Annotated in this window: 28 protein-coding genes and 1 tRNA gene; 13 read left to right on the forward strand and 16 right to left on the reverse strand. The window is 32.2% G+C overall.

Annotation, left to right across the window (positions count from 1 at the left end):
- Nucleotide 1: 1 nt before the first annotated feature.
- Nucleotides 2-967, forward strand: coding sequence for a PCMD domain-containing protein (locus BLT46_RS06115; RefSeq protein ID WP_090407774.1), 966 nt, complete (start codon nucleotides 2-4; stop codon nucleotides 965-967).
- Between the two features lie 87 nt (nucleotides 968-1,054).
- Here the strand turns inward: BLT46_RS06115 and BLT46_RS06120 are convergent, their stop codons facing one another.
- Genes BLT46_RS06120 through BLT46_RS06130 form a run of 3 tightly spaced genes read right to left on the reverse strand, consistent with a single transcriptional unit; the run spans nucleotide 1,055 to nucleotide 2,496 of the window.
- A complete protein-coding gene (locus BLT46_RS06120) occupies nucleotides 1,055-1,669 on the reverse strand; it encodes an FAD-dependent oxidoreductase (protein WP_090407777.1) in 615 nt (204 codons plus the stop codon).
- Nucleotides 1,670-1,674: 5 nt separating this feature from the next.
- Nucleotides 1,675-1,869, reverse strand: a complete 195-nt coding sequence (locus BLT46_RS06125; RefSeq protein WP_090407780.1) for a hypothetical protein — start codon at nucleotides 1,867-1,869, stop codon at nucleotides 1,675-1,677.
- Nucleotides 1,870-1,920: 51 nt separating this feature from the next.
- Nucleotides 1,921-2,496, reverse strand: a complete 576-nt coding sequence (locus BLT46_RS06130) for a MarC family protein (protein WP_090407783.1) — start codon at nucleotides 2,494-2,496, stop codon at nucleotides 1,921-1,923.
- Between the two features lie 400 nt (nucleotides 2,497-2,896).
- Here BLT46_RS06130 and BLT46_RS06135 point away from each other — a divergent pair, with 400 nt between their 5' ends.
- Nucleotides 2,897-3,472, forward strand: a complete 576-nt coding sequence (locus BLT46_RS06135; protein WP_090407785.1) for a DUF3109 family protein — start codon at nucleotides 2,897-2,899, stop codon at nucleotides 3,470-3,472.
- 1 nt (nucleotide 3,473) lies between these two features.
- On the opposite strand, the gene BLT46_RS06140 is transcribed toward BLT46_RS06135, so the two are convergent.
- Nucleotides 3,474-3,911 (reverse strand): retropepsin-like aspartic protease, encoded by a 438-nt coding sequence (locus tag BLT46_RS06140; RefSeq protein WP_090407788.1) that lies wholly within the window; start codon nucleotides 3,909-3,911, stop codon nucleotides 3,474-3,476.
- Between the two features lie 80 nt (nucleotides 3,912-3,991).
- On the opposite strand from BLT46_RS06140, the gene BLT46_RS06145 reads away from it, so the two are divergent.
- The 4 genes from BLT46_RS06145 to BLT46_RS06160 all read left to right on the forward strand — a co-directional run bounded on the left by BLT46_RS06145 (nucleotide 3,992) and on the right by BLT46_RS06160 (nucleotide 7,066).
- Entirely contained in the window at nucleotides 3,992-4,762 is a 771-nt protein-coding gene (locus tag BLT46_RS06145) for a TatD family hydrolase (protein ID WP_090407791.1), read from the forward strand.
- 44 nt (nucleotides 4,763-4,806) lie between these two features.
- Nucleotides 4,807-5,943, forward strand: coding sequence for a 1-acyl-sn-glycerol-3-phosphate acyltransferase (locus BLT46_RS06150; protein ID WP_090407794.1), 1,137 nt, complete (start codon nucleotides 4,807-4,809; stop codon nucleotides 5,941-5,943).
- Nucleotides 5,933-6,961, forward strand: coding sequence for an asparaginase (locus BLT46_RS06155; RefSeq protein ID WP_090407796.1), 1,029 nt, complete (start codon nucleotides 5,933-5,935; stop codon nucleotides 6,959-6,961). The genes BLT46_RS06150 and BLT46_RS06155 overlap by 11 nt, the downstream gene beginning before the upstream one ends.
- Nucleotides 6,962-6,981: 20 nt before the next feature.
- Nucleotides 6,982-7,066: transfer RNA gene (locus BLT46_RS06160), tRNA-Ser, on the forward strand.
- A 60-nt stretch (nucleotides 7,067-7,126) separates the two neighbouring features.
- Here the strand turns inward: BLT46_RS06160 and BLT46_RS06165 are convergent.
- The 10 genes from BLT46_RS06165 to BLT46_RS06210 all read right to left on the reverse strand — a co-directional run bounded on the left by BLT46_RS06165 (nucleotide 7,127) and on the right by BLT46_RS06210 (nucleotide 17,580).
- Entirely contained in the window at nucleotides 7,127-7,951 is an 825-nt protein-coding gene (locus BLT46_RS06165) for a hypothetical protein (protein WP_143021869.1), read from the reverse strand.
- A 189-nt stretch (nucleotides 7,952-8,140) separates the two neighbouring features.
- The gene (locus BLT46_RS06170; protein WP_090407803.1) at nucleotides 8,141-8,428 is read right to left on the reverse strand and encodes a Dabb family protein; all 288 of its coding nucleotides are present in this window, start codon (nucleotides 8,426-8,428) and stop codon (nucleotides 8,141-8,143) included.
- A 63-nt stretch (nucleotides 8,429-8,491) separates the two neighbouring features.
- The gene (locus BLT46_RS06175) at nucleotides 8,492-9,343 is read right to left on the reverse strand and encodes a prephenate dehydrogenase (protein ID WP_090407804.1); all 852 of its coding nucleotides are present in this window, start codon (nucleotides 9,341-9,343) and stop codon (nucleotides 8,492-8,494) included.
- A gap of 62 nt (nucleotides 9,344-9,405) precedes the next feature.
- Nucleotides 9,406-10,824 (reverse strand): MBL fold metallo-hydrolase, encoded by a 1,419-nt coding sequence (locus BLT46_RS06180; RefSeq protein WP_090407808.1) that lies wholly within the window; start codon nucleotides 10,822-10,824, stop codon nucleotides 9,406-9,408.
- 223 nt (nucleotides 10,825-11,047) lie between these two features.
- Nucleotides 11,048-11,707 (reverse strand): response regulator, encoded by a 660-nt coding sequence (locus BLT46_RS06185; protein ID WP_090407810.1) that lies wholly within the window; start codon nucleotides 11,705-11,707, stop codon nucleotides 11,048-11,050.
- A gap of 186 nt (nucleotides 11,708-11,893) precedes the next feature.
- Nucleotides 11,894-12,883 (reverse strand): aspartate-semialdehyde dehydrogenase, encoded by a 990-nt coding sequence (locus tag BLT46_RS06190; protein WP_090407813.1) that lies wholly within the window; start codon nucleotides 12,881-12,883, stop codon nucleotides 11,894-11,896.
- 63 nt (nucleotides 12,884-12,946) lie between these two features.
- Nucleotides 12,947-14,650: a single-stranded-DNA-specific exonuclease RecJ gene (gene recJ, locus BLT46_RS06195; protein WP_090407817.1), complete on the reverse strand. Its 1,704-nt coding sequence runs from the start codon at nucleotides 14,648-14,650 to the stop codon at nucleotides 12,947-12,949.
- 3 nt (nucleotides 14,651-14,653) lie between these two features.
- Nucleotides 14,654-15,076, reverse strand: a complete 423-nt coding sequence (locus tag BLT46_RS06200) for an OsmC family protein (RefSeq protein ID WP_090407820.1) — start codon at nucleotides 15,074-15,076, stop codon at nucleotides 14,654-14,656.
- Between the two features lie 99 nt (nucleotides 15,077-15,175).
- The gene (gene rsmI, locus BLT46_RS06205) at nucleotides 15,176-15,850 is read right to left on the reverse strand and encodes a 16S rRNA (cytidine(1402)-2'-O)-methyltransferase (RefSeq protein ID WP_090407824.1); all 675 of its coding nucleotides are present in this window, start codon (nucleotides 15,848-15,850) and stop codon (nucleotides 15,176-15,178) included.
- A 2-nt stretch (nucleotides 15,851-15,852) separates the two neighbouring features.
- Nucleotides 15,853-17,580, reverse strand: a complete 1,728-nt coding sequence (locus tag BLT46_RS06210; protein ID WP_090407827.1) for a hypothetical protein — start codon at nucleotides 17,578-17,580, stop codon at nucleotides 15,853-15,855.
- 102 nt (nucleotides 17,581-17,682) lie between these two features.
- On the opposite strand from BLT46_RS06210, the gene BLT46_RS06215 reads away from it, so the two are divergent.
- The 7 genes from BLT46_RS06215 to BLT46_RS06245 all read left to right on the forward strand — a co-directional run bounded on the left by BLT46_RS06215 (nucleotide 17,683) and on the right by BLT46_RS06245 (nucleotide 23,185).
- Nucleotides 17,683-18,318, forward strand: a complete 636-nt coding sequence (locus tag BLT46_RS06215; RefSeq protein ID WP_090407830.1) for a thymidine kinase — start codon at nucleotides 17,683-17,685, stop codon at nucleotides 18,316-18,318.
- 24 nt (nucleotides 18,319-18,342) lie between these two features.
- On the forward strand, nucleotides 18,343-19,584 hold the full coding sequence (locus BLT46_RS06220; RefSeq protein ID WP_090407833.1) for an MFS transporter: 1,242 nt from the start codon (nucleotides 18,343-18,345) through the stop codon (nucleotides 19,582-19,584).
- Between the two features lie 106 nt (nucleotides 19,585-19,690).
- Nucleotides 19,691-20,077 (forward strand): hypothetical protein, encoded by a 387-nt coding sequence (locus tag BLT46_RS06225; RefSeq protein WP_090407837.1) that lies wholly within the window; start codon nucleotides 19,691-19,693, stop codon nucleotides 20,075-20,077.
- 121 nt (nucleotides 20,078-20,198) lie between these two features.
- Nucleotides 20,199-20,969 carry an enoyl-CoA hydratase/isomerase family protein gene (locus tag BLT46_RS06230; RefSeq protein WP_090407840.1) on the forward strand — a complete coding sequence of 257 codons (771 nt, stop codon included), beginning with the start codon at nucleotides 20,199-20,201 and terminating at the stop codon, nucleotides 20,967-20,969.
- 92 nt (nucleotides 20,970-21,061) lie between these two features.
- Complete coding sequence (locus tag BLT46_RS06235) at nucleotides 21,062-21,883, forward strand: hypothetical protein (RefSeq protein WP_090407843.1); 822 nt, start codon at nucleotides 21,062-21,064, stop codon at nucleotides 21,881-21,883.
- A gap of 69 nt (nucleotides 21,884-21,952) precedes the next feature.
- Nucleotides 21,953-22,405 carry a 6-pyruvoyl trahydropterin synthase family protein gene (locus tag BLT46_RS06240; RefSeq protein WP_090407845.1) on the forward strand — a complete coding sequence of 151 codons (453 nt, stop codon included), beginning with the start codon at nucleotides 21,953-21,955 and terminating at the stop codon, nucleotides 22,403-22,405.
- A gap of 3 nt (nucleotides 22,406-22,408) precedes the next feature.
- Entirely contained in the window at nucleotides 22,409-23,185 is a 777-nt protein-coding gene (locus tag BLT46_RS06245) for a UDP-2,3-diacylglucosamine diphosphatase (protein ID WP_090407849.1), read from the forward strand.
- Nucleotides 23,186-23,236: 51 nt separating this feature from the next.
- Here BLT46_RS06245 and BLT46_RS06250 read toward each other — a convergent pair whose 3' ends face one another.
- Nucleotides 23,237-24,559, reverse strand: coding sequence for an HTTM domain-containing protein (locus BLT46_RS06250; protein WP_090407853.1), 1,323 nt, complete (start codon nucleotides 24,557-24,559; stop codon nucleotides 23,237-23,239).
- Nucleotides 24,531-25,484: a bifunctional riboflavin kinase/FAD synthetase gene (locus BLT46_RS06255; protein WP_090407856.1), complete on the reverse strand. Its 954-nt coding sequence runs from the start codon at nucleotides 25,482-25,484 to the stop codon at nucleotides 24,531-24,533. The genes BLT46_RS06250 and BLT46_RS06255 overlap by 29 nt, the downstream gene beginning before the upstream one ends.
- Nucleotides 25,485-25,587: the final 103 nt, after the last annotated feature.

The raw sequence follows: 25,587 nt of genomic DNA on the forward strand, positions 1-25,587 counted from the left end.
TATGTCTAAACTTAATAAGCAATTGCTTTTATCATCATTACTTTTCTTATTTGCTTTTGTTGCTAAAGCACAAAATGAAAAAGTAGAATTACTTCCTTTAGGAAATATGAATAATTGGATGGTTCGCGAAATAAAAGAATCTTTTATTATCGGTGGAAACACACAATACCTGTATGAAATTACAGAGAAGAAAGACACTTTAAAAGACAATACTCCATATAAAAACATAAAATCTCCTTGGGCTACCTCTTCTGTATTAGCTACAGTAAGTGGTATTACAAAAGGAAGTGTAACTGTTTATCCTGAAAAAAGAGACAAGGGATTTGCTGCGCGCTTAGAGACACGTATTGAACGAGTAAAAGTTCTTGGAGTTATCAATATTAATGTATTAGCAAGTGGTACAATTTTCTTAGGAGAAATGATAGAACCAATTACAGATACTAAAAATCCTCAGAGTAAATTAGTAACAGGTATTCCTTTTACTAAAAAGCCAAAAGCAATGCAATATGACTATAAGGTTACAACAGGAGGTCCATCACGTCGAGTAAATGGAATGGGAAAAGGTTCTGAAGTAAACAGAAATGATATGGCAGAAATTCAAATTTTACTTCAAAAGAGATGGGAAGATAGCAATGGAAATGTACATGCTAAAAGAGTTGGTACTGGATGGGAGCGCTTTGATAAATCAGTTAAAACTTGGCAAAACAAACATCGTTTAAATGTTAACTACGGTGATATTAGTAAAGAAAAATTCTATGGTTCACACATGGCACTTCGCAAAGGAGAAGATGCTTACTATACAAGAAATAGCAAAGGAAAAATGGTTCCCATAATTGAAGAAGGATGGGGAACAGCAGACGATGAAGTAACTCACTTAATTATTCAGTTCTCTTCAAGTAATGGAGGTGCATACATTGGAAATACTGATAGTAGATTATGGATTGACAATGTTGGTTTAGTTTATTAAAAAACAATATAAAGAAAAAGCGCGTTTAAGTTTAAACGCGCTTTTTCTTTATATTTAAAATAGCAATAAATAGTATTCAATTCTATTTTACTTTTTCCTTAAACTATCATGGCTATGAGTCTCAATACCTCCATTCCACAATGTTAGAATATCCGTAGCAACAGCAGCGCCACTACCAGCAGCAATTGCTAACTGACTACGGTGTCCTGCTAAAGTTCCCGCTACATATAAACCTTCTCTTACTAAATGATCTTCATTCATTAATTGAATGCGATTTTTAGTTGGCAATGACTTCTTATGAGGTTCTACATACTGCATTAAACCATCAATATCAAATGAAGGGCTTGAATTAGTAGCAACTACAACAGCATTCGCTTGATAACTTGCTCTATTTGTGGTTACCTCAAAATACCCTTGTTGTGGATAAACAGAAACAACCTTCTCTCCCTTAATTTGTTCAATGTCTTGATAGTAAGCTAAATCTTTTTGTGATTGTTCTAAAAGATCTCTACCTAAAGTACCTAATTTAATACCGTAAGCATTAAAGAAAACAGCATCTTGCAACATTGAAGCTTTTTGATGCATTATAATTCCAACCTTCTTATCTTTTACAAAGTCCTTTTTAAAAGCACTCCCTAAAACCTGAGCACAAGAAACTCCTGCCACACCGCCTCCAATAATAAGTATGTCAAAAATTGCCATGATCTTTATTTAGTTTTGTCGTCTATTACTTTTGAAGTACGATAAATTAGTACGATACATACTGCACAAAGTAGTGCAACAATCCCTATAATAGCGATTAAACTATCTCCTTGAAACAAGTTGCTAAAGTCCAACATCGTTATGTTTAAAATCATTAATGCCGCAGCAAATACAATGATAACGTAGCTAAATATTTTCATTATGAATGATAAAGAATTTAATTTTACTCTTCGAAAGTACAAAAATATTACCTAGTCAAACAAGCCTTTAACATTAGTACTAAATAATTTAACAGCAATCGCAAGTAGTACTACTCCGAATATTTTACGTATAACACTCAATCCTCCAGCACCTAAGAGCTTTTCAATTTTAGAAGATGACTTTAATACTAAAAACACTAATACAAGATTAACAATTATACCAATGATGATATTAGCATTTGAATACTGTGAACGCAACGATAAAATAGTTGTTAAAACTCCAGTACCTGCAATTAGAGGGAATGCCAAAGGTACAATAGAGGCGGTAGTTGGAGTATCATCTCTATAAATTCTAATACCTAATATCATTTCTAATGCTAAAAAAAATAGTACAAAAGCTCCTGCTACAGCAAAAGAACTTACATCAATACCTATCAACCTCAACATCTGCTCTCCTAAAAATAAAAAAGCAATCATGATTACACCTGATACTAAGGTTGCCTTTTCAGACTCTATATATCCTACCCTATTTCGTAAATCTACGATAATTGGTATTGCACCCATAATATCAATAACAGCAAACAATATCATTGTTATACTAACAATGTCTCGAACATTCACATCCATAAACAAAGCTTTAAAAAGAATACTTATAAAAATATCCTTTTTTTTTATTTTTTACGACTTATAAGTAAAAAATTTAAATAACCTCATTAAAACAAATAACTTACATATTACAAAAACCTCTACGAAGAAGGGAAATATATATGCATTTCCCTCGTCTAATTTACCTTTACCTTCTTTATACCTGAGTTATAAAACTGCCCTATAAACAAAAGATATGAAACTTTATTTTCAATAAACTCTTAATGACAAACAGTAGAAATGAGATTACCTTCATATCGTAAAAAGTGCATATTACCCCTTCCTTTTATTTAGCATCAATATAAAAAACACATAACAGTTTTACAGACAGAATTATTAGATTAAAGATTTGTAGTTTTGCACACATTAATTTACGAATATTATGTTTCAGATAGGAAAAACGATTGTATCAGAGGATGTTCTTGAAAAAGAATTTGTTTGCAACCTTTCAGCTTGTAAAGGGGAATGCTGTATTGATGGAGATGCTGGTGCACCCGTTGAAAAAGGAGAAGTTGATATTTTAAATAAAGTATATGAACACGTAAAGCCTTTCTTGCGTCCAGAAGGAATAGAAGCTATTGAAGCACAAGGTACTTCTATAATTGGTGAAGACGGTGAATTAGAAACACCTCTTATCGAAGGAGGAGAATGTGCTTATGTTATATACGAAAATGAAATGGCTTTATGTGGAATTGAAAAAGCGTATAACGAAGGTTTAATTGATTGGAAAAAGCCTATTTCTTGTCATTTATACCCTATTCGTATCAAAGAATTTTCGTCATTTGAAGCTGTTAACTATCACAAATGGCACATCTGTGGAGATGCTTGTACATTAGGACAAGAGTTAGGTGTACCAGTATATAAATTTTTAAAAGATCCTTTAATCCGAAAATACGGAGAAGACTGGTATAAAGAACTGGAATTAGTGGCAGACGAATACACTAAATTTAAAAAATAAACTACTTGATATAAAGTACTTTTTCTTTATAGTCAATAATAGCCTCTCCTTGTAATAGCACATCAGAGCCTATAATACCATGTACCGTTTTTGTACCGTATTCCGTTAACGCTACATTGACGTGGGTAAGATCTAATAATACAAGATTAAACTCTTTATTATGCCAACGACTCATCTGTAAATGGTTATTATAGGCTACTTGTGTATGCATCCCATTCGCTCCTGCTCCAGAAGCTTTCGTTGTAGACTCTAAAGGTGTAATATTGAACAAATCAATATGAGCAAAATCAATACAACTATTCGAAGCTCCTGTATCTATAATAAAATCTCCAATTGCTCCGTTTACTTTTGCCCGAACAAAAAGATGATGTGTTTTAGAGATTTTAAATGGAATTCTCTTGTAACCTTCCTTTTTTAGTACTTCTTTTATTTTTTCCATTGAACAATTATAGTTTAAATTCTTTTTATAAGGTACTTTTGTATCTTAAAATAGCATTTTATACAAAATACCCCTTTAGAATGATTTTTACCGATACGCATACACACCTTTATTCAGACGCGTTTAAAGATGATCGAAAAGAAACAATTAATCGCGCAATAGCGAATGGAGTGACGCGTTTTTTTATACCAGCTATTGATTCCAGTTATACAAGTGCAATGTATGAATTAGAATCAGAATTTCCCGATAATATTTTCTTAATGATGGGGCTACATCCTACAGATGTTAAACCAGAAACATATAAGTCTGAATTAGCTTTTGTAGAAAAAGAATTAGCAAGAAGAAAATTTTATGCTGTAGGAGAAATTGGAATTGACCTATATTGGGATAAATCAACTTTACAAATTCAGCAAGAAGCCTTTCAGTACCAAATCCAACTTGCAAAAAAATATAAACTACCAATCAATATACATTGTCGCGATGCTTTTGATGAAGTTTTTGAAGTATTAGAAAAAGAAAAAGGCGATGACCTAAAAGGAATTTTCCATTGTTTTACAGGAACACAAGAACAAGCAGAAAAAGCTATTTCATACAACCTTAAATTAGGAATAGGGGGAGTATCTACTTTTAAGAATGGGCAGATTGACAAGTTCTTAAATAAAATCTCAATTAGAGACATCGTATTAGAGACTGATTCTCCGTATCTTGCACCGGTCCCTTTTAGAGGAAAAAGAAATGAAAGTGCCTACATTGTAAATATTGCTGAAAAATTAGCTGATATTTACGATCTTTCATTAGCTGAAATAGCAAAACAAACAACAGCCAATTCACAAGCTGTTTTTGGAATTTAACAACAGAAAGCAACATTAATTTGTTTACATAATAAAGTACACTAATGTCTAAGTTTGATTCAATACGTCATTACAAAGATCTTGAGGTAAACGAAGTCTTACAACAGATTTCTAAACACCCAATGATAAAAGCGTTAATGGGTTTTACTTTTCCTAACCAAACCGAAGAAGAATGGATGGAAAGGTTAAGGGAAATAAAATCTATACAGCAATTTCAAGATAACTTTGCTTATCATTCTATTCAAAAGATTTTGGAAAAAAGCTCAAGTGGCTTGACAACTTCAGGTTTTGAAAAATTAGAAAAACATACACCCTATTTATATATATCTAATCACCGTGATATTCTTATGGATACGTCTCTGTTAAACGTAGCCTTGAAAGATAATGGTTTGATTATGACAGCTTCTGCTATTGGAGATAATCTGGTGCAGAAATCTTTTCTTTTAGCATTAGCAAAAGTAAATAGAAACTTTTTAGTAAAACGCGGATTACCTCCTCGTGAATTACTAGAGAGTTCAAAAGTAATGTCTGAATATATTCAGCACTTACTTACGGTAGAAAATCGTTCTGTGTGGATTGCACAAAGAGAAGGACGTACTAAAGACGGTAATGATGCTACTCACCAAGGAGTTTTAAAGATGCTTGCAATGGCAAGTGGAGAAATAAATCCTATTGAGTATCTAAAAAAGATTAAAATAGTACCTGTTTCTATCTCTTATGAATATGACCCTACGGATGCACTAAAAATGCCACAAATACTTGCTAAAGCTAATGACGAAGTTTATGTAAAAGATAAAAATGAAGACTTCATTAATCTTTATAGTGGTATAATTGGCCAAAAGAGAGGTATTCATATTCATGTTGGAGAAGTTTTAGACCATGAATTAGATTGTTTAATTAATAGCTCAGAAAAAGTCAATAAACAAATGCAAGCTGTAGCTACAATTATAGACAAGTCTATAATTAAAAATTATCACCTATGGCCTACTAATTATATTGCTTATGATTTATTACACAAAACGAATAAATATGCTGATAAATACACTGAAAAAGAAAAACAACTTTTTGAAAGACGTTTAGAATTACGTGTAGATAAAGCAAATAAAGTAGTTGTTGAAAATTTCTTAGCAATGTATGCTAACCCTGTAATTAATAAGTTAAAACTGAATAATGAACAATAAACCTGCAATTCTGCTTATTTATACTGGTGGTACTATTGGTATGGTTAAGGATTTTAAGACAGGGGCATTACGCGCCTTCAATTTTGACCAACTTGTTGAACGTATTCCAGAGTTACACTTATTAGAATGTTCTATTGAAACATACTCTTTTGAGGTACCAATCGACTCATCTGATATGCGTCCTGAAATGTGGGTTCAAATGGCAAGTGTTATTGAAGAAAATTATAAAAAGTTTGATGGTTTTGTTATCCTACATGGTTCTGATACGATGTCATATTCTGCATCTGCTCTTAGTTTTATGTTAGAAAACACACGAAAACCAATTATCTTGACAGGATCTCAATTGCCAATTGGAGATTTGCGTACGGATGCTAAAGAGAATTTAATTACAGCTATTCAAATCGCAGCATTACAAGAAAATAACAAACCTGTTATTCAAGAAGTATGTTTATATTTTGAATATAAATTATATCGTGGAAATAGAACATCTAAAGTGAGTTCTGAATTATTTAATGCGTTTACCTCACCAAATATTCCACATTTGGCAGAGTCAGGTGTAAACTTGAGAGTAAACAAGGCTTTATTAGAATACAAAAATGAAACATTACCCTTGACTGTTCATAAAGAGATGTCGAGAAATGTAATGATCTTAAAGGTATTCCCTGGTATTCAACAAAAAGTACTAAAAGCAATTTTAAACATTGAAGACTTAGAGGGGATAGTATTAGAAACTTACGGTTCTGGTAATGCTCCTACAGAGTCTTGGTTCTTAAATACTCTGGCAGAAGCTATCGCAAAAGGATTAAAAGTAATTAATGTTACACAATGCTCAAGTGGTAGTGTTCATATGGGGAAATACGAAACAAGTACTGAATTAAAAGAAATTGGCGTAATCTCAGGAAAAGATATCACTACTGAAGCAGCTATTACAAAACTGATGTTTTTATTGGCTCAAAAAAATGTTGTAGACTTTAAAGAAGCATTTGAAACTCCTATTTGTGGAGAAATGGAACTTTAAATCACTATATTAGGCGTATTAGAGGGGTGGCCGAGCGGTCGAAGGCGCACGCCTGGAAAGTGTGTATACAGCAATGTATCGAGGGTTCGAATCCCTTCTCCTCTGCATATCGTATAAGCTACCGTAACAGGTAGCTTTTTTATATTACACCTATTTTTCACAGAATTATAAATGTTCAAAATATGCCTTGACTAATAAAATAAGTGTACTGAAAATATTGTCTGTTTTTTTTACTATTACTTCACTATCACTTTTTTTCAAAGCTTTAAAAGTATAAATATCTGTCATCGTAGTTATAGTCCCTATAAACTCCTTATCATTTATAAACTCTCCCTCCATCAAATAAGGTTCTGACTTGTAAAAAGAAGAGCAAATAAACCCATTAGTAGTCATAACTCCCTCAAAACCCTGTTCTGCTGGTATAATACTTCCAAATATTTCATTGTCTTTCCTAAATAATTGTAGACTCTCAAATCTATCAATATTATGTCTAAAAAGATCAGCAGTATTTTTTAAATTTTTCAAAGTATCATATTGCAATAACCATATCCCATCAGGTATAATTGAGGTAGGTTTTTTTATTTCTGTAAATCTTAAATCGTTTGATTTATGTGCAGTAAAAAGTGCTTCTAAATAACTATCTGAAAATCTTTTACGTAGCTTTCCGTTGATTATATTGCCGTTGATCTTCCCTTCTAATACATCCTCTTGATCATAAGACAACTCAACCCTAAAGTTCTTTCCTTGCATATGTACTGTTTCAAGTTGCTCATACTGATCTCCATTCACAACTACAACGCGATACCCATAAACATTTGCTTGTTCTTTCTCTAAGGAAAAAACAAATGGGACTTTTCTATTTTGAACAATAAATTCACCCCTCCAACGATTTGAAAGCAATGTATTATCAACTTTTTTCATTTCGTAAGTACACCCTATTAACAAATAGGTAGAAAGAAGAATTAAAGCAATGTAAATTAACTTTCTCATCTTTTTATAACTTTGAATTTTTCTACCTAGTAAATGTAAGCTTTTCAAACTTACATCAATTCTTTTGTTTTTAACAAAAACTGATTTACAACATAAACAAAAAAAGGTAGCATCTCTTAGAAATACTACCTTTTACAAAACCGATAAATAAATAACAATATTTTATCTTGTATTAAATACAGCACAAAACTAATAGTCAATAGCTACTCTTTCTGTAACCACAGATTTAATAAAATCAACAACTTTTAAATGCTCGGGATGATTTGCATATATTGCTAAATCATTAAAATTTAAAAACTCAGTATAAAGCATAACATCAAAATTTGCTTGAGTAGCTTCTATGTGATTAAACTCTACAGAAATAGCTTTCAACGCCTCAATTTTATCTTTTAATGCCATTAATTGATTTTTCATTTCAATCTTATTAGCCTCTTTATTTTCTTCTTTAAGACGCCACATCACAATGTGTTTTAACATAATATCTTATTTTTATTTCCTGAACAATTTATTAAAAAACCTTCGCTTCTGGAAGTATTTGCTTTATTTTTTCAATTTATCTTTTATGCGATTAGCTTCTTTGATAAACCCAGCTAATTGAGCTGTATCCTTATTTTCTAAATAAGTTCTAAACATATTTAACTTCTCTAAATAAATATCTAAAATAGGTAAAATATGCTCTGTATTTTGTTCAAAAATAGGTAGCCACATATCTACAGAACTTTTAGCAAGTCGAACTGTTGAAGCAAATCCTCCAGCCGCCAAATTAAATATAGCTGTATCATCTTTTTCTTTATCTAATACTGCTACCGCTAAAGCATAAGATATTGCATGTGATAAATGAGACACATAACCAACGTGTTCATCGTGTGAATTTGCATCCATTAAAATCAAACGCGTATCTAAATGATAATACAACTCAGAAATCTGATTTAAGGCTTTAGGAGATGATTTCTCAGGATTACAGATAATTGCTACTCTTTCTTTAAAAAGCCCCTTAAAAGCAGCCTCTGGCCCACTATATTCAGTTCCTGCCATTGGGTGTGTTGCTACAAAGGCCCCCCTATTTGGATGCTCATCTATCTTTTTAGATAATAACGATTTTGTAGATCCAACATCCATAATATATGCTCCCTTTCTAATATTATCTAAAGCATAAGGCATCAATTCAATTGTTACATTCACAGGTGTCGCCATTACTACAATATCTGCCTGTTGTAATAACTCATCTAATGAAACTATCTCATCTATTATATTTAATTCTAAAGCTTTCTCTGCATTTGTTAATGATGCATCAAAACCAATTACCTTGTTAGCAAAACCTTTTGTTTTCAAGTCTAAGGCCATTGATCCCCCAATCAAACCAATTCCTATAAAACCTATTGTTTTTATCATTACATACTTTTTAATTCGTTATCAACATACAGCTAAACAATGTTAATAACTATTTTACTCTCCTATAGCAAAGAGCTTGGACAAACAAATTCTGTTTTGTCTAAAGCTGTTTCTTTACTAATTGCATTGTATCCTCCTATAACATCCACAATATTAGTTACTCCTTTTTTATATAATAAAGAAGAGGCAATCATACTTCTATATCCTCCTGCACAATAAATTATATATTTATTATGCTTTGCAAGATCTTCAGACTGCTTATTTAAAGTATTTAGTGGAATATTTATTGACTCTTCTAAATGTTCTGATTTAAACTCATTAACTTTTCTTACATCTAAAAGTGTAGTATCATTCTTAAAAAATGCTTCATCCATCTGTTTTGGAGTAATACGAGTAATAGTATTTACTGGTAAACCAGCATTTTTCCAAACTAACAATCCTCCTTTCAAGAAACCGATTGTATTATCATACCCTACGCGAGATAAACGAATCATACTTTCTTCTTCTTTCCCTTCTTCTGTAACTAAAACTATAGGCTGTTTGATATTACTAATCATTTCTCCAACCCACACAGCAAAAGGCCCATTTAATCCAATATTTAAACTATTAGGAATAAATCCTTCTGAAAAAGTTTGAGGATCACGTGTATCTAATATCAAAACCTCATCATTTTTAATAACTTCTTGAAACTCATCTAAAGTAAAAGGGGTATTCCCTCGTTTCAAAATATCATCTAAATGCTCATAACCTTGAATATTCATTAAAACGTTTTTAGGAAAATATTGTGGAGGTGTTGCTAAACCAGACAACAATTCCTTTACAAATTCATCCTCAGTCATATCAGCTCTTAACGCATAATTCGTTGCTTTTTGATTTCCTAAAGTATCTGTTGTCTCTTTACTCATATTTTTCCCACAAGCACTACCTGCTCCATGGTTTGGATAAACAATTAAATCATCTGGCAATGGCATAATCTTATTTCGAAGAGATTTAAATAAATGACGAGCAAGTATTTCTTCTGTAATTTCAGACTTTACTAATTGAACTAAATCAGGTCTTCCTACATCACCTATAAACAATGTGTCTCCTGTTATAATTGCATGCTTTTTATTATTTTCATCTATAATCAAATAAGTTGTACTTTCCATTGTGTGTCCTGGCGTATGAAGGACCTGTATCTTAATGTTCCCTAAATCAAATATCTGATTGTCTTCAGCAATAATTGCTTGATAATTAGGCTGTGCTGTAGGTCCGAAAACAACTTGTGCTCCTGTTTTTTCAACTAAATCTAAATGTCCACTTACAAAATCTGCATGAAAATGTGTTTCAAATACATACTTAACTTTTGCTTTATCACTATTTGCTCTATCAATGTAAGGTTGTACATCTCTTAGAGGATCAAAAATCGCTGCTTCACCATTACTTTCAACATAATAAGCTGCGTGAGCAATACATCCGGTATAAATCTGTTCTATTTTCATAATAATTCATTTTTAGAAAAGTAAATTTACATTTCAACATAGGCAATTAAAATGATAACTATCATATTAACTATTCAATAACCACCTTATTATCAACAACTTCTTATAAACAACTAAATAACTCCCATTCCTATTAAACTATATATCAAAAAACTATATATCAAAAAAAAGCTTCCAATAGAATATTCTATTGGAAGCTTTTTTTTGATATACCCCTTATAAACTAAACAAAACCTTGCTTAATAACCTCTTGAACTAAAGTTGCTGTATCTGCCACTTCAAATACTTGCTTCATTTTAGCTAAACGCTTTTTTATAGTAGGATTTGAAAGAGGAATATGATTATCTAACTCTTGAAGTTTATATCCTTTTGAAAGTAAAACTAATATTTCTCTATTAAAATCATCATACATCATTTCTTTACGTACAATCTCACTTAAACAATGCTTAACTATCTCACTTTGATATCTCTCTCCACTACAAACCTTTCTTACAATATCAATCAAATTTTCTGGTGTAATTTCGTGTTTACTTACTAAGCCATTAGGCTTAATATTTTTAAAAATATTATAAAGAGTAATTACTTCTGTATGTCCTGTCAATATAATTGTCTTACACGAAGGCATAACTTTCTGAATATACTTAACTATATCTCCTCCATCTTCCCACTTAAAAGCCTCATTTTTGGGTAAAGAAAAATCAATAATGGCCAAATCATAAAAAAGTCCAATATCAACAGCGTTATCAATTTTCTCCTTTGCATTTGTACAATCAAAGGACTTCTCGAAAGTAATATCGCCCCAATATTCCAAATCTTTAGAAAGAGCTAATACATACCCTTCAACAATAAGTGGATGGTCGTCAACTAATAGTATTCTACTCATTATTTTACTTGTTTTTTAAAATACCGTTTATTGTAATATTTATTACATCTTTTTTGTATTCTCTATAAGAACACAATGCAAATCTAACCTTAAAAATACAAACTTTTAACTACTTATTCTAATAAAACAAAAAAAGAGTCTTAGTAAACAACACTAAGACTCTTTTTTTTACAAAGTAAAATAAATTTATACTAATTTATTAGCAACAAGATATTCTGCAATTTGAATTGTATTTGTTGCTGCCCCCTTGCGAAGATTATCTGCAACGATCCACATATTAACTGCATTATCTCTCGTAAAATCTCTACGAATACGTCCCACAAATACATCATCTTTCCCTTCTGCATATAAAGGCATTGGATAAGTATTAGTATCTGTATTATCCTGAACAACTATACCAGGAGTATCGTGCAATATTCTACGAATATCATTAACATCATAATCCTTAGTAAACTCTATATTTACTGTTTCACTATGCCCACCAACAACAGGAATTCTCACAGCTGTCGCAGCAACTAAAACAGAATCATCACATAAGATTTTCTTTGTCTCATTTGCAAGCTTCATCTCTTCTTTTGTGTAACCGTTCTCTTCAAAAACATCACAATGTGGCAATGCATTTCTGTGTATTGGATAAGGATATGCCATCTCTCCTTTTTCATTAGCGTATTCATTTTCAAGCTGTTTTACAGCTTTAACACCAGTTCCTGTTATTGATTGATATGTAGAAACAATCACTCGCTTTATACCATACTTTTTATGTAAAGGAGCAAGTGTCATCACCAACTGAATAGTAGAACAGTTCGGGTTTGCTATTATCTTATCTTCTTTTGTTAATTGACTTGCATTAATTTCAGGTACAACTAATTTTTTTGTTGGATCCATTCGCCACGCAGAAGAATTATCAATTACAGTTGTCCCAACAGCTGCAAACTTAGGAGCCCACTCTAAAGATGTTGAACCACCTGCAGAAAACAAAGCAATTTCAGGTTTCATATTAACAGCATCTTCCATGGACATAATGGTATACTTCTTACCATTAAATTCAATCTGCTTCCCAACTGATCTTTCAGAAGCAACTGGTATTAAATCAGTTATTGGAAAATTTCTCTCTGCTAATACTTTTAGCATAATCTCTCCTACCATTCCGGTAGCCCCTACTACTGCTATTCTCATCTTTTACAATTTATAATTGATTATTTTTTTATATTGTATGGTATAAAAATAAGATATTTTTTATCACCACGATAATTGCATATCTTTTATTTGAACCTGAATACTTACTTTATTTCGCCATTTGTTTTCTTCTATTGAATAAACAATATCTAAAAACTGCTTTTCTTTTACCTTTTCGAATTGCCTACCTAAATTAAAACCTATTGCAGGAAACTTTTTATTTGATACTCCTCTTTGTTTTAAAGTCATCTTTAAGTGTTCTCCATTCACACCAGCCGTTTTTGCATAACCTGTATCAAAAGCTTGTTTACTCATAAAAACAGGACTTGGATTCCCTGGTCCAAAAGGTTCAAACTGTTTTAAAACTCTTAAAAACTTATCCGTTATATTTGAAAATCTTATAATAGAGTCTATTTCAATCTCTGGTATCAAATCAGTCTCTTGGATTGTATCCTCTACTACTTGTTCAAACTTGCTTTTGAAAGCTTCAAAGTTTTCTTTTTTCATGGTCAATCCAGCGGCATACATATGCCCACCGAATTGAATTAAGTATTCCGAACATACTTCTAAAGCTTGATAAATATCGAAATTCTTAACTGACCTTGCTGAAGCTGCTAAATATTCACCACTATCAGTAAAAACTAACGTGGGCCTATAATATGTATCTATCAATCTTGAGGCTACAATTCCTATTACTCCTTTGTGCCAAGATGGACTATAAACAATAGTGCTTTTAGTGTTTATAGTCTTTTGATCAATAATTTGTTTTAAAGCTTCTTCAGTTATACCTTGATCAAGAGTTCTTCTTTCTACATTTATTTCAACAATCTTCTTAACCGTTTGTTTAGCTTCTTCAATTGTAAACTTTGTTAATAGATCAACTGTATAATTACCGTGCTCTATCCTACCTGCAGCATTGATTTTAGGAGCTAACTTAAAAACAATATCACTCATCGTATATGGTTTTATATCATATAAATCCATTAACGCTTCAATTCCTGGTCGAGGAGTATTATTAATAACTTTCAATCCATAATAAGCTAAAATACGATTCTCTCCTGTGATAGGAACAACATCAGCTGCAATTGCAGTAGCCACTAAATCTAAATAAGGTATAATCTTCTCAATTGGTTGCTTTAGATGCATTGAATGTGCTTGGATCAATTTAAAACCTACTCCACACCCACATAACTCTTTATAAGGATAGTTACAATCTTCTCTTTTAGGATCTAAAACTGCTGTTGCATTAGGAATTACGTCACTTGGCAAATGGTGATCGCATATAATAAAGTCTATCCCTAAACCTTTCGCATAATCAATATGCTCAATTGATTTTATTCCACAATCTAAAGCAATAATAAGTGTAATATTCTTTTGCTTTGCATAGTCAATTCCTTGATATGAAACTCCATATCCCTCGTTATAACGATCAGGAATATACGTTTCAATATTAATATCAAAACTTTTAAGATAAGAGTACATCAAAGCAACGGAAGTAGTTCCATCAACATCATAATCTCCAAAAACTAAAATAGACTCTTTTTTATTAAGTGCCTCTTCAATACGCATAACTGCTTTATCCATATCCTTCATCAAATATGGATCATGTAAATCACTCAAAGAAGGCCTAAAAAAGCTTTTTGCTTCTTCATAATTCTTAATATCCCTCTGTGCTAAGAGCTTAGCTATAACATTATCAACACCTAAAACATTTTGTAAATGAGTAACAATTTCTTTGTCTGGATCTTCTTTTAAATTCCAGCGCATAGTTTACTCTTTATGATAAAAAATATTTGTTTGTACCTCAGAAAATTCTTTAAACATATCCATTACCCCACAATACTTCTCAATTGACAAGTCTACTGCACGTTTCAACTTTGCCTCATCTAAATTCTTTCCAGTGAAATGATACTCTAATATTACAGTGTGATAAGTTGCTGGATCTGAATCAGTCAGAAGTCCTTCTGTTTCCATTCTAAAAGCTTCAACATCTAATCTCATTTTTTTTATTAAATGAGCAATATCTAACCCAGAACACCCTGCTAATGCAGACAACATAAGTGCTTTTGGTCGCAACCCCATATTATCTCCTCCATTTTCAGGTCCTGCATCAATTCTAATTGTTCCTCCACTTGGGTTAGTAGATTCAAATTGCATATTTTCAATCCAACTTGTTGTTACTTTATGTGACATAATTTATACTGTTTTTACCAAATGTATCAAAAAAAAATCAATGTTCGATATTTGTAAAAATATTAAACATTGATTCTTTTTATTAAATTTCGATATAGTCTATTTTCCTTTCCCCCCTACAATCACAACTATTTCTCCTTTGGGAGGTTTAGCTTCAAAGTGAGATAATACCTCTATTACAGTTCCTCTTACAGTTTCTTCGTGAAGCTTAGATAATTCTCGTGAAACAGAAATCTGACGTTCTTCTCCAAAGTATTCTTTAAACTCTTGTAATGTTTTAACAAGCTTATGAGGAGAAACGTAAATAATCATCGTTCGTGTCTCTTCTGCTAAAACTAAATATCTTGTCTGTCTTCCCTTTTTATCTGGTAAAAACCCTTCAAATACAAACTTATCATTGGGTAATCCACTATTAACAAGTGCAGGCACAAAAGCTGTTGCTCCTGGCAAACACTCAACCTCTACCCCTGCTTCAACACAAGCTCGTGTTAATAAAAATCCTGGATCAGAAATAGCAGGTGTTCCCGCATCAGATATCAATGCAAAAGTTTCTCCTGACTGAATTCTTTTCACTATCCCTTCAACAGTCTTGTGCTCGTTATGCATATGATGACTCGCCATTGGAGTCATAATTTCAAAATGCTTTAATAACTTTCCACTATTACGTGTATCTTCTGCTAATATATAATCTACTTCTTTAAGTACTTTAATAGCACGAAAAGTCATATCATCTAAATTTCCAATTGGTGTTGGTACTAAATATAATTTTCCCATAATTAAATAAAGCGTTTTTCTACTAACGCGATAAAACGTTCTTCATATTCATCTTTACCTTCCCAGTTATTATATTCTGGCTTCACAAGGTGCTCTATTAAACTCATTGCTTCATCAAACGTACTTACTGTATTTAATTGAGACAATACCCTATTAAAGTCCTCTGCACTATTTCCGAATAAATGCTTTTCAAAAGCTATTCTATCATTCAATCCTACAGTAATCGTAGTATTATAGATATCATTAATTGATTTTGGTTTTACAATTTTAGGCTCCTTCACTGACATATGCTCAACGTCAAATAATGTATTAGGAGTTACTTGCTCTACTGAATTTGAACTCTCTTCATTATTCTTATACTCAACAGTATTTTCTTCTTGTAAATTTGATGTAGCCTCTACATCTATTTTTTCTTCTGCAACAACATCTTCAACACGAACAAACTCTACATCGCCAAAATCAAATCCAAAGAAAGGATCTAACTCATTTTTAGGTTGTTCCTTTTGTTTTTGTGCTTCAACTATTTCTTTTGAAAAGAAAAAAGAAGTAGTACGATCTACTTGTTCTTCCTTAGAATTGAGATTATTATCTTCTTGCTTTAATTGTTCTTCTTTTACTTCTAATGCTCTTTGTAAAAGTTCTTCTTTTTCTCTTTCCTCTTCTTGAATTAGAAATTCTAAATAATCTTCTTCTTCTTGCTTAAGCTTTATTTCTTTTGCTTGTTCATCACTTAATCGTGCCTGTTCTGCTTGCTCTGCCACTTCAGCTTCTAATCTTAATCTTTCCGCTTCAATTGCCTCAAGTCGTGCTTCTTCTTTTGCTTGCAATTCAGCTTCAATACGACGTGCTTCCTCTTCTGCTATGCGTGCTGCTTCAAGCTCCTCTGCCTCAATACGACGTGCTTCCTCTTCTGCTATGCGTGCTGCTTCAAGCTCCTCTGCCTCAATACGGCGTGCTTCCTCTTCTGCTATGCGTGCTGCTTCAAGCTCCTCTGCCTCAATACGACGTGCTTCCTCTTCTGCTATGCGTGCTGCTTCAAGCTCCTCTGCCTCAATACGGCGTGCTTCCTCTTCTGCTATGCGTGCTGCTTCAAGCTCCTCTGCCTCAATACGACGTGCTTCCTCTTCCGCTATGCGTGCTACTTCAAGCTCCTCTGCCTCAATACGGCGTGCTTCCTCTTCCGCTATGCGTGCTGCTTCAAGTGTTTTTGATTCTGTCTCTCTCAGCATTGCCTCATGTTCATCTAAAAAACGATTTAACTCTGCATCTTCCTCTTCATTTGTAAAATCTTCATGAATAGCATCAGTCAAAAACGGTTTATTATAATTCATTTCTTCACTAATAAGAAATTCTTTTTCTTCAATTTCTGGTGCTATCTTATTTACAATATCTGCAATAAAGCTATCCTCTCCCATTACCGTTGCTTCAACTTCATTATCAACAACAATTGGATAGTCTTCTTCTACCAAATCATTTGGCATCTGATGACGATCTATATTACCAACTACAACTTGTTCTCCTAAAGAAACAGCTGTTAATGCATTCTCAAGTTGCTCGTTTGTAACATCTTTAATCTGTCCTCCCACTAAATGATCTTGATAAAACTTCATTATCAAAAGCTTCTCATATAACTCTTTTGCTTCTATTAAGAGATTGCTTACATCCTTCTCTTTCATCTGTAAAACACGGTGAGCAAGACTTAATAACTCTCCCTCCAAGACTTTCTTCATAACTTTTATTTTGCATTAGTAAATTGACGAGCTTTTTTTGATAAATTTGCTCATTACAAAAATAACAGAAAAAACTGCTGGTTTCAGCTTGAAATTTACAAAATGTTTCTCGAAAATCCCGTTAATCACAAAGAACAATTTGGTTCAATCGAAGTAATCTGTGGTTCAATGTTCTCTGGTAAGACTGAAGAACTGATTCGCAGACTGAAAAGAGCTAATTTTGCCAAACAAAAAGTCGAAATATTTAAACCGGCTATTGATACCCGTTATGACGACGAATACGTTGTATCTCATGATTCAAACGAAATTCGTTCTACTCCAGTACCCGCCGCAGCTAACATTAGATTATTGGCTGATGGTTGTGATGTTATTGGAATTGATGAAGCTCAATTTTTTGACGACGAAATAGTAAGTGTTTGTAATGATTTAGCAAACTCTGGCATTCGTGTTATTGTAGCAGGACTTGATATGGACTTTAAAGGAAATCCTTTCGGACCAATGCCTGCACTTATGGCAACAGCTGAATATGTAACAAAAGTTCATGCTATTTGTACAAGGACAGGAAACCTTGCTAATTATAGCTTTAGAAAGGCCGCAAGTGAGGATATTGTAATGCTTGGAGAAACTCAAGAATACGAACCTTTGAGTAGAGCGGCTTACTTTAATGCTATGCGTGAGGCCGAAAAATTAAAAAAAGAAAGTCAAACAAATACTTCTTCAGATCATAATAAAGACTAATCCCTTTTAAAAACCACCACTCTTATGAAAAAAATCTACCAAATCTATTTAGATTCTTACCGAGGTTTATCATCTGCCTCATGGATGTTAGCAATTGTAATGTTAATAAATAGAGCTGGTTCTATGGTTTTTCCTTTCTTAGGAGTTTATATGACACAAAAGCTAAACTTTACAGACGAGCAAACTGGATATGTATTAGCTTGCTATGGTGTAGGATCTATTATTGGTTCTACTTTTGGTGGATGGGTAACTGACAAAATAGGAAACTACAAAGTACAATACCTAAGCTTATTGGGTAGTATCCCTATCTTCATTATGCTTCCTTATTTTACAACAGTTTGGAGCTTAGCGCTAATGATTCTTTTCCAAAGCACGGTAAGCGAATCTTTTAGACCTGCCAATTCTGTTGCAATTACAATGTATGCAAAACCAGAAAACATAACACGTGCTTTTTCACTAAATAGAATGGCTGTTAATCTTGGTTTCTCTATTGGTCCTGCTATGGGAGGATTGTTAGCAGCTATTTCATATACATTGTTGTTTCAAATAAATGCAGCTGCTGCATTTGTTGCTGCCATCGTTTTTATTGCCTTCTTTAGAGGACGAAAAACAACAAAAGATCTTAAAAAAGACGCAGCAGATGAAATAAACAATACTTCACACGAAGACATTGAAATAGGAAGTGGAGCAAATCAATCTCCTTATAAGGATAAAATGTTTCTTATTTTTAGTGTTTTTTGTACATTATACTCAATTGCTTTTTTACAATTATTTAGTACCATACCTCTCTTCTACAGAAAAATAGGTGGTCTTAACGAAGCACAAATTGGTCTTGTTTTAGGTTACAGTGGATTACTAATCTTCTTAACTGAGATGTTACTTGTACACCTTGCTGATAAATACTTATCGATTAAACAAACCATATTTTATGGTGTGCTAATCAGCTCAATAGCTTTCGGTATCTTAATCTTTGATCACAGTATTTATACGATTTATTTCTCTATTTCAATGCTATGTGTTTCTGAAATGTTAGCAATGCCATATACGTCAACTGTAACAGCAATGCGTGCTGCAGCTAACAGCAAAGGAGCTTATATGGGGGTAAATGGTCTTACATTTGCTGTAGGGTTCATCATTTCTCCGGTAGTTGGTACAAAAGTAGCTGCAACTTTCGGCTATAATGTATTATGGGTTGGAACTGCCGTAATCATTGCAATTGCAGCATTTGGATTAAATTACTCTGTGAAGAAAATGATTGAAGAATAACAGACATATTTCTTAACTAATACACTTACTCTTATTGTTAAACATTTGTACAAATTACACGTACTCTGGTGCATATATCCCAAAATAAAATATATTTGTAACATATATGTTTAAGCAAAATAAAATCATCGCTTGGTCTTTAGTGATTATATTCGCTATTTTCGGTATTGAAAAACTTAATTTCATTACCGAAGAGACGTGTGATAAAAAACTAATGTTTTGTCCAACAGCAAATATGTATGTTTATACTGTTTTAAACACTGATAATCAAAATACAAACGAACAACAGACTGAGCAAAAAACAAATAAAATAGTTAATATTAATTGTGAAACCTTTTTTATAAATCAAATTATTTCTCAACAAGAAGTTAATGATTCTCATTTTTTCAATAGCAATCAGTATTTTTTCAAACCTGTCATCCATTCGACACCATATATAACTCTTATTGACCCACCTCCAATATATAAGAGTTCTTTATTCTTAATAACTTAAATAGCTAATTGGCTATTTTTTTTTGCTCTAAACTTAAAACTAAGTATTATGCTTTGCCGTTTTATCTTTTGTATTGCACATAAAAAGATTTAATTGTTACATTTGAATAAAACCATTTATTATGAATACAGATAAAAAACAACCTTATATTAATTCTTCTATAACTAATAAAATTGCTACAATTACATTTTATACACCAGCCAGCAATTCATTCCCAAGTCTTTATTTGACAAAGCTTACTGACACAATTGAAGAAATAAGTAAAAACAAAGAGATTACTACAATTATATTAAAGAGTGAAGGAGAAGGAGCTTTTTGTGCTGGTGCTTCTTTTGACGAATTACTTTCTATAAAAGATTCTGTTACTGGAAAAAAATTCTTTTCAGGTTTTGCAACTGTAATAGATGCTATGCGCAGAAGTCCTAAAATATTTATCGGTAGAATTCACGGAAAAACAGTAGGTGGTGGTGTCGGATTAGCTGCTGCCTGTGATTATTGTTTTGCAACTGAAAAAGCTTCTATTAAACTCTCTGAACTTGCTATTGGAATAGGTCCTTTCGTCATTGAACCTGCTGTATCTCGTAAGATAGGAAAAACCGCTTTTACTCAAATGTCTCTTGCAGCACACGAATGGAAAACAGCAACTTGGGCATATAATCACGGTTTATATTCTGAATTATACGAAACGACTGAAATGATGGATATAGAAATTGACTCTTTTTCTAAAAGAGTTAGTGAATATAACCCTGATGCTTTACTTGAAATGAAAAAAATATTTTGGGAAGGAACAGAAAACTGGACAGAATTATTACATAAAAGAGCAGAAATATCTGGTAAATTAGTTTTATCTGAATTTACAATTAATGCCCTAAATCAATTTAAAAACAAATAATTACAAGCTGCTACTAAGCAGCTTTTTTATTTTTAATAACACAACATTAACATATTTCCTAAATATACTCTATCTTTACTTCCTAAAAGAGTATGCAAAAAACACTACTAACTATCTGTGGGTACTTATTACTTTCACAAACTTCTTTCGCTAATATTGAAAACACTGTTGTAGAGAAAGACATTCCTACACACGAAAAAAAGCAACGCACTGCCCATTTCACTGACAAAAGCTTCAGTCATTTAAACGTTTCCGTTGGTGTATCAACCTTAGGTATTAATATTGAAGCAGCAACACCTTTAACTAAAAACCTAAAACTTAGAGGGGGACTTAATTTCTTCAATCTCAATAGCAGTAAATACGACATTGATATTGATGACGAAAATGGTACACTATATGAAGCTTTTGGTATTTCTCCTACCTATGAAATGAAAGCGCAATTCAATACATTCCACACACACGCTTTAGTAGATTATTACCCATTCAAAAAAGGAATATTTCATCTAACTGGAGGTTTTTATATTGGTAATACGAAAATTAAAGCTAATGGTTTTTTAACTGATGGTAATGGAACAGCTGTAACAATTAAACCTGGTTATGATTGGCCTACACTTGAATTCGACGGGAAAGAATTAGATATTACAAATGGAGAGCTTAATGCAGAACTAACATTAGGCAATACAATTAAACCTTATTTAGGAGTAGGATTAGGCCGAGCAGTTTCTAAAAGAAAATTTGGTGTAAAATTCGAATTAGGTGTATTATATCAAGGAGAATATACTTTAAAACAAAACAACAAAAAAGTAGCTTCTACTTCTGATATTTCTGCTTCAATCGAAGATGCAGATAAATACACAAAATGGATGAATTGGTGGCCTATGGTTAACTTACAATTAAACTATAGAATCTTCTAAGAAACAAAAGCGTACTGCAAAAAATTTAAAGGACTATATTTTTCCTTACCTTTGCCAAAATTTTTAGTTATGCCTAAGATTAGAATTACAAAGCAGTTTACATTTGAAACAGGTCATGCTTTATATGGTTATGATGGTAAATGTAGAAACGTACATGGTCACAGTTATAAGTTAGGAGTTACAGTTATTGGGACACCTATTGATGACATTAACAATGTGAAATATGGAATGGTTATCGACTTTGGAGATTTAAAGAAAATCGTAAAAGAAGATATCGTTGATGTATTTGACCATGCAACTGTTTTTAATAAAAATACTCCACACGTAGAACTTGCTAAAGAACTTAAAGATCGTGGTCATCACGTTATTTTAGTTGACTATCAACCTACAAGTGAAAATATGGTAATTGACTTTGCTGCTAAAATTAAAAGTAGATTACCAGAAGGAATTGAATTATACTCATTGCGTTTGCAAGAAACTGAATCATCATATGCTGAATGGCATCAATCTGATAATTTATAAGCATTGAATTTTACAATCAATACAAATAAAAGTATATACTTTGCTTCAGATCAACACTTCGGAGCACCTACACGTGAAAAAAGCTTTCCTCGTGAACAACTGTTTTTACAATGGTTGAAGGAGAAAGAAGAGGATATGGGAGCTTTATTCATCTTAGGAGATCTATTTGATTTCTGGTTTGAATATAAAACTGTTGTACCTAAAGGTTTTGTAAGAATATTAGGAAAATTAGCTGAACTAAAAGACAAAGGTATTCCTATCTTTTTCTTTGTTGGTAATCACGATTTATGGATGGATGACTACTTCCAAACAGAATTAGGCATTCCTGTATTCCACGAATCCCAAACCTTTGAAATCAATGGTAAGTCTCTTTTTATAGCTCATGGTGATGGATTAGGCCCTGGTGATATGGGATATAAAAGAATGAAAAAAGTATTCACTAATAAATTCTCAAAATGGTTATTTAGATGGCTTCACCCAGATATTGGTGTTAAGTTAGGCTCTTACCTCTCTGTAAAAAATAAACTAATATCAGGAGATGAGGATATTAAATTTTTAGGTGAAGATAAAGAATGGCTAATTTTATATGCGAAACGCAAATTAGAAACTCAACACTTTGATTACTTTGTTTTTGGTCATAGACATTTACCAATGATTATCAATTTAAACGAGAAGTCTAAATATATTAATTTAGGGGATTGGATAGGTTATTTTACTTATGGTAAATTAGATACTGAATTTCACTTAATTGAATATAAAAAAGAACTACAATCAAGATAAATAAAAAAAGCGTACTTATAGTGCGCTTTTTTTATGAATAGCCTTTTCTTATTAAAATGGCTTCTCCAATATCCAATCACAATGTTTAAAGTAGTCCCATTTCACATTTCCTAAATCTACCTTGTGATCTACAAATCTACTTAAATCACGTCGATTGATAGATACATAACTCTCCGCATATACTGCAACATCCTCTCCTCTATCAGCATACTCCTTTTTAATATATTGAGCCATTTGCCATATCATATCTGGAGATGTTAACCTTGCTTCTTGTTTCTTAGTCAAAACATTCTCTATATCGTAATAACGACGTTCTCCCGTCTTTTTATTCTCCACAATATAGTTAGTATAACCGGCTCTTGATCGTAGCATCATACGCCAGCTTAAACGATGCGCTTCATCTGTCCATAACACATCTCCTTCTATAAAATGCATACGCAAAGGTAAAACCAATTGAACAAATGCAAATACACTAACAATAATTAAAGATATTTTAGAAAGAGTTTCCTCTTTAAATTGTTGAGAACTAATAGTGCTAATATCAAAAACAGGTTTCTTCTTGAAAAACAATGCACGTATCTGCTCAGGCTCGTAAAAAAACACAGCAAAACTCAACGCAAAGTATGGGAATATACCAATATGTAACGTAATAGAATTAAACAAGTGAAAAATTAAAGAAGCAACCAATGCCCAGGTTCTTGTTCGTTTAAAAAGCAGTAAAGGCACGATTAACCCATCAAACAAAATACCTAAATAGGCAATTGAAATATAAAACCACTTCGCAGTAAACATCTCTTTAAAAACAGACGGAATATTAGCCCCTTCATACATCAATTTAGTAAATGTACCATCAAGCCAATCAGGATAAAATTTAGCAACTGTTCCAAAAATATACAAGATTGAAACTTGAAATATAAATATCCAAGAAACATACTGATTCATAAACAATACCTGACTCACCCTTCCTTGCTTAACATCAAGAGAAGCATACTTATTTGCAGGTAGAAAACACATATAAAAACAAATAACCAATAACATATAATAGTGGTTATTATAAGAAGTCTTTTGAATAAAATAGGCACCCGCCCATAAAATGGTAAGTAATACTATGCTTAACCTGTATCTATATCCTAACATTACGGCAACAGATACACAGCCCATTAATGCAAAATACACATACATTTGTGGTCCTACAAGTACTTGTAAAAAGTCCATATAAATATGTGAGAATGTAAGATTTACATCAACTAAATTACTTTTTACCCACCCTGTAGCTAATGCCCCGAAAGATTCGCAAGCAAATAAAAAACCGAATAATATCCTAAAAATTACTAATGGAGAATTATCAATTGGTTGAAATGCCTTTTTCCACATACTGTTCAAAATACTCCCGAGTTATGTGTTCGTCATTTTGTAAACACGCTACTAACTCGTCAAGTCCGTTAAATTTTAATTCATCTCTAATCCTGTCTAAGATACGAACTTTTAACGTTTTGTCGTATAAATCACCATTCCAATCTAAATAATTTACTTCAATAGTATAAGGGTGACCTTCAAAGGTTGGATTAATACCTACACTCATCATCCCTTTTACTTTCTCTCCATTAATAGTAGATTCAACGATATAAACACCGTTCTTAGGAATCATTTTATAATCTTCATCTATTGAAATATTAGCTGTAGGAAAACCAAGCTTTCTTCCTAATTTTTTTCCATGAACAACCATTCCTGAAAAATAGAAATCATACCCTAAAAACTCATTTGCTAAAGCTATATCTCCATCTAAAAGCGCTTGTCTAATTTTAGTCGAACTAATAGAAACGTGATCTATCTCTTGAGCTGAAATTTCTTCTACTTCAAATCCAAATTTCTCACCATACTTTTTCAAATCACTAATGTCTGCCGTACGATTTTTTCCAAAACGATGATCATAACCAATAATGATCTTACTTATATTGAATTTATCAACTAAAATACGCTTTACAAATTCCTCTGCACTTAATTGAGAAAACTCGTAATCAAATTTCTGCACAACAAGGTTATCAAGTCCTAAATCTTCTAAAAGCTCTTTCTTCTCTTCCAAAGTATTCAGCAAGCGAATAGAATGATCTTGTTTCAAAACCATACGTGGATGTGGAAAAAAAGTTAGCACCAAACTTTCAGCACCACTTTCTTTAGCTGAATCAACTATTTTTTTGATAATCATTTGATGACCAATATGTACCCCATCAAAAGTACCTAATGTTGCTACAACTTTTTTGTTCGTCTGAAAATTATTAATAGAAGAAAATGTTTTCACTTTGTAAAGTTTATTCAATTACATCACTATTTTTGCCGTTCCTTTTAAATGAACCCAAAAATAAATTCGTGTAAAAATACATCATTTTTACTAATCAACTTTA

The sequence above is a fragment of the Myroides phaeus genome (assembly GCF_900099675.1).
Lineage (GTDB): Bacteria > Bacteroidota > Bacteroidia > Flavobacteriales > Flavobacteriaceae > Flavobacterium > Flavobacterium phaeum.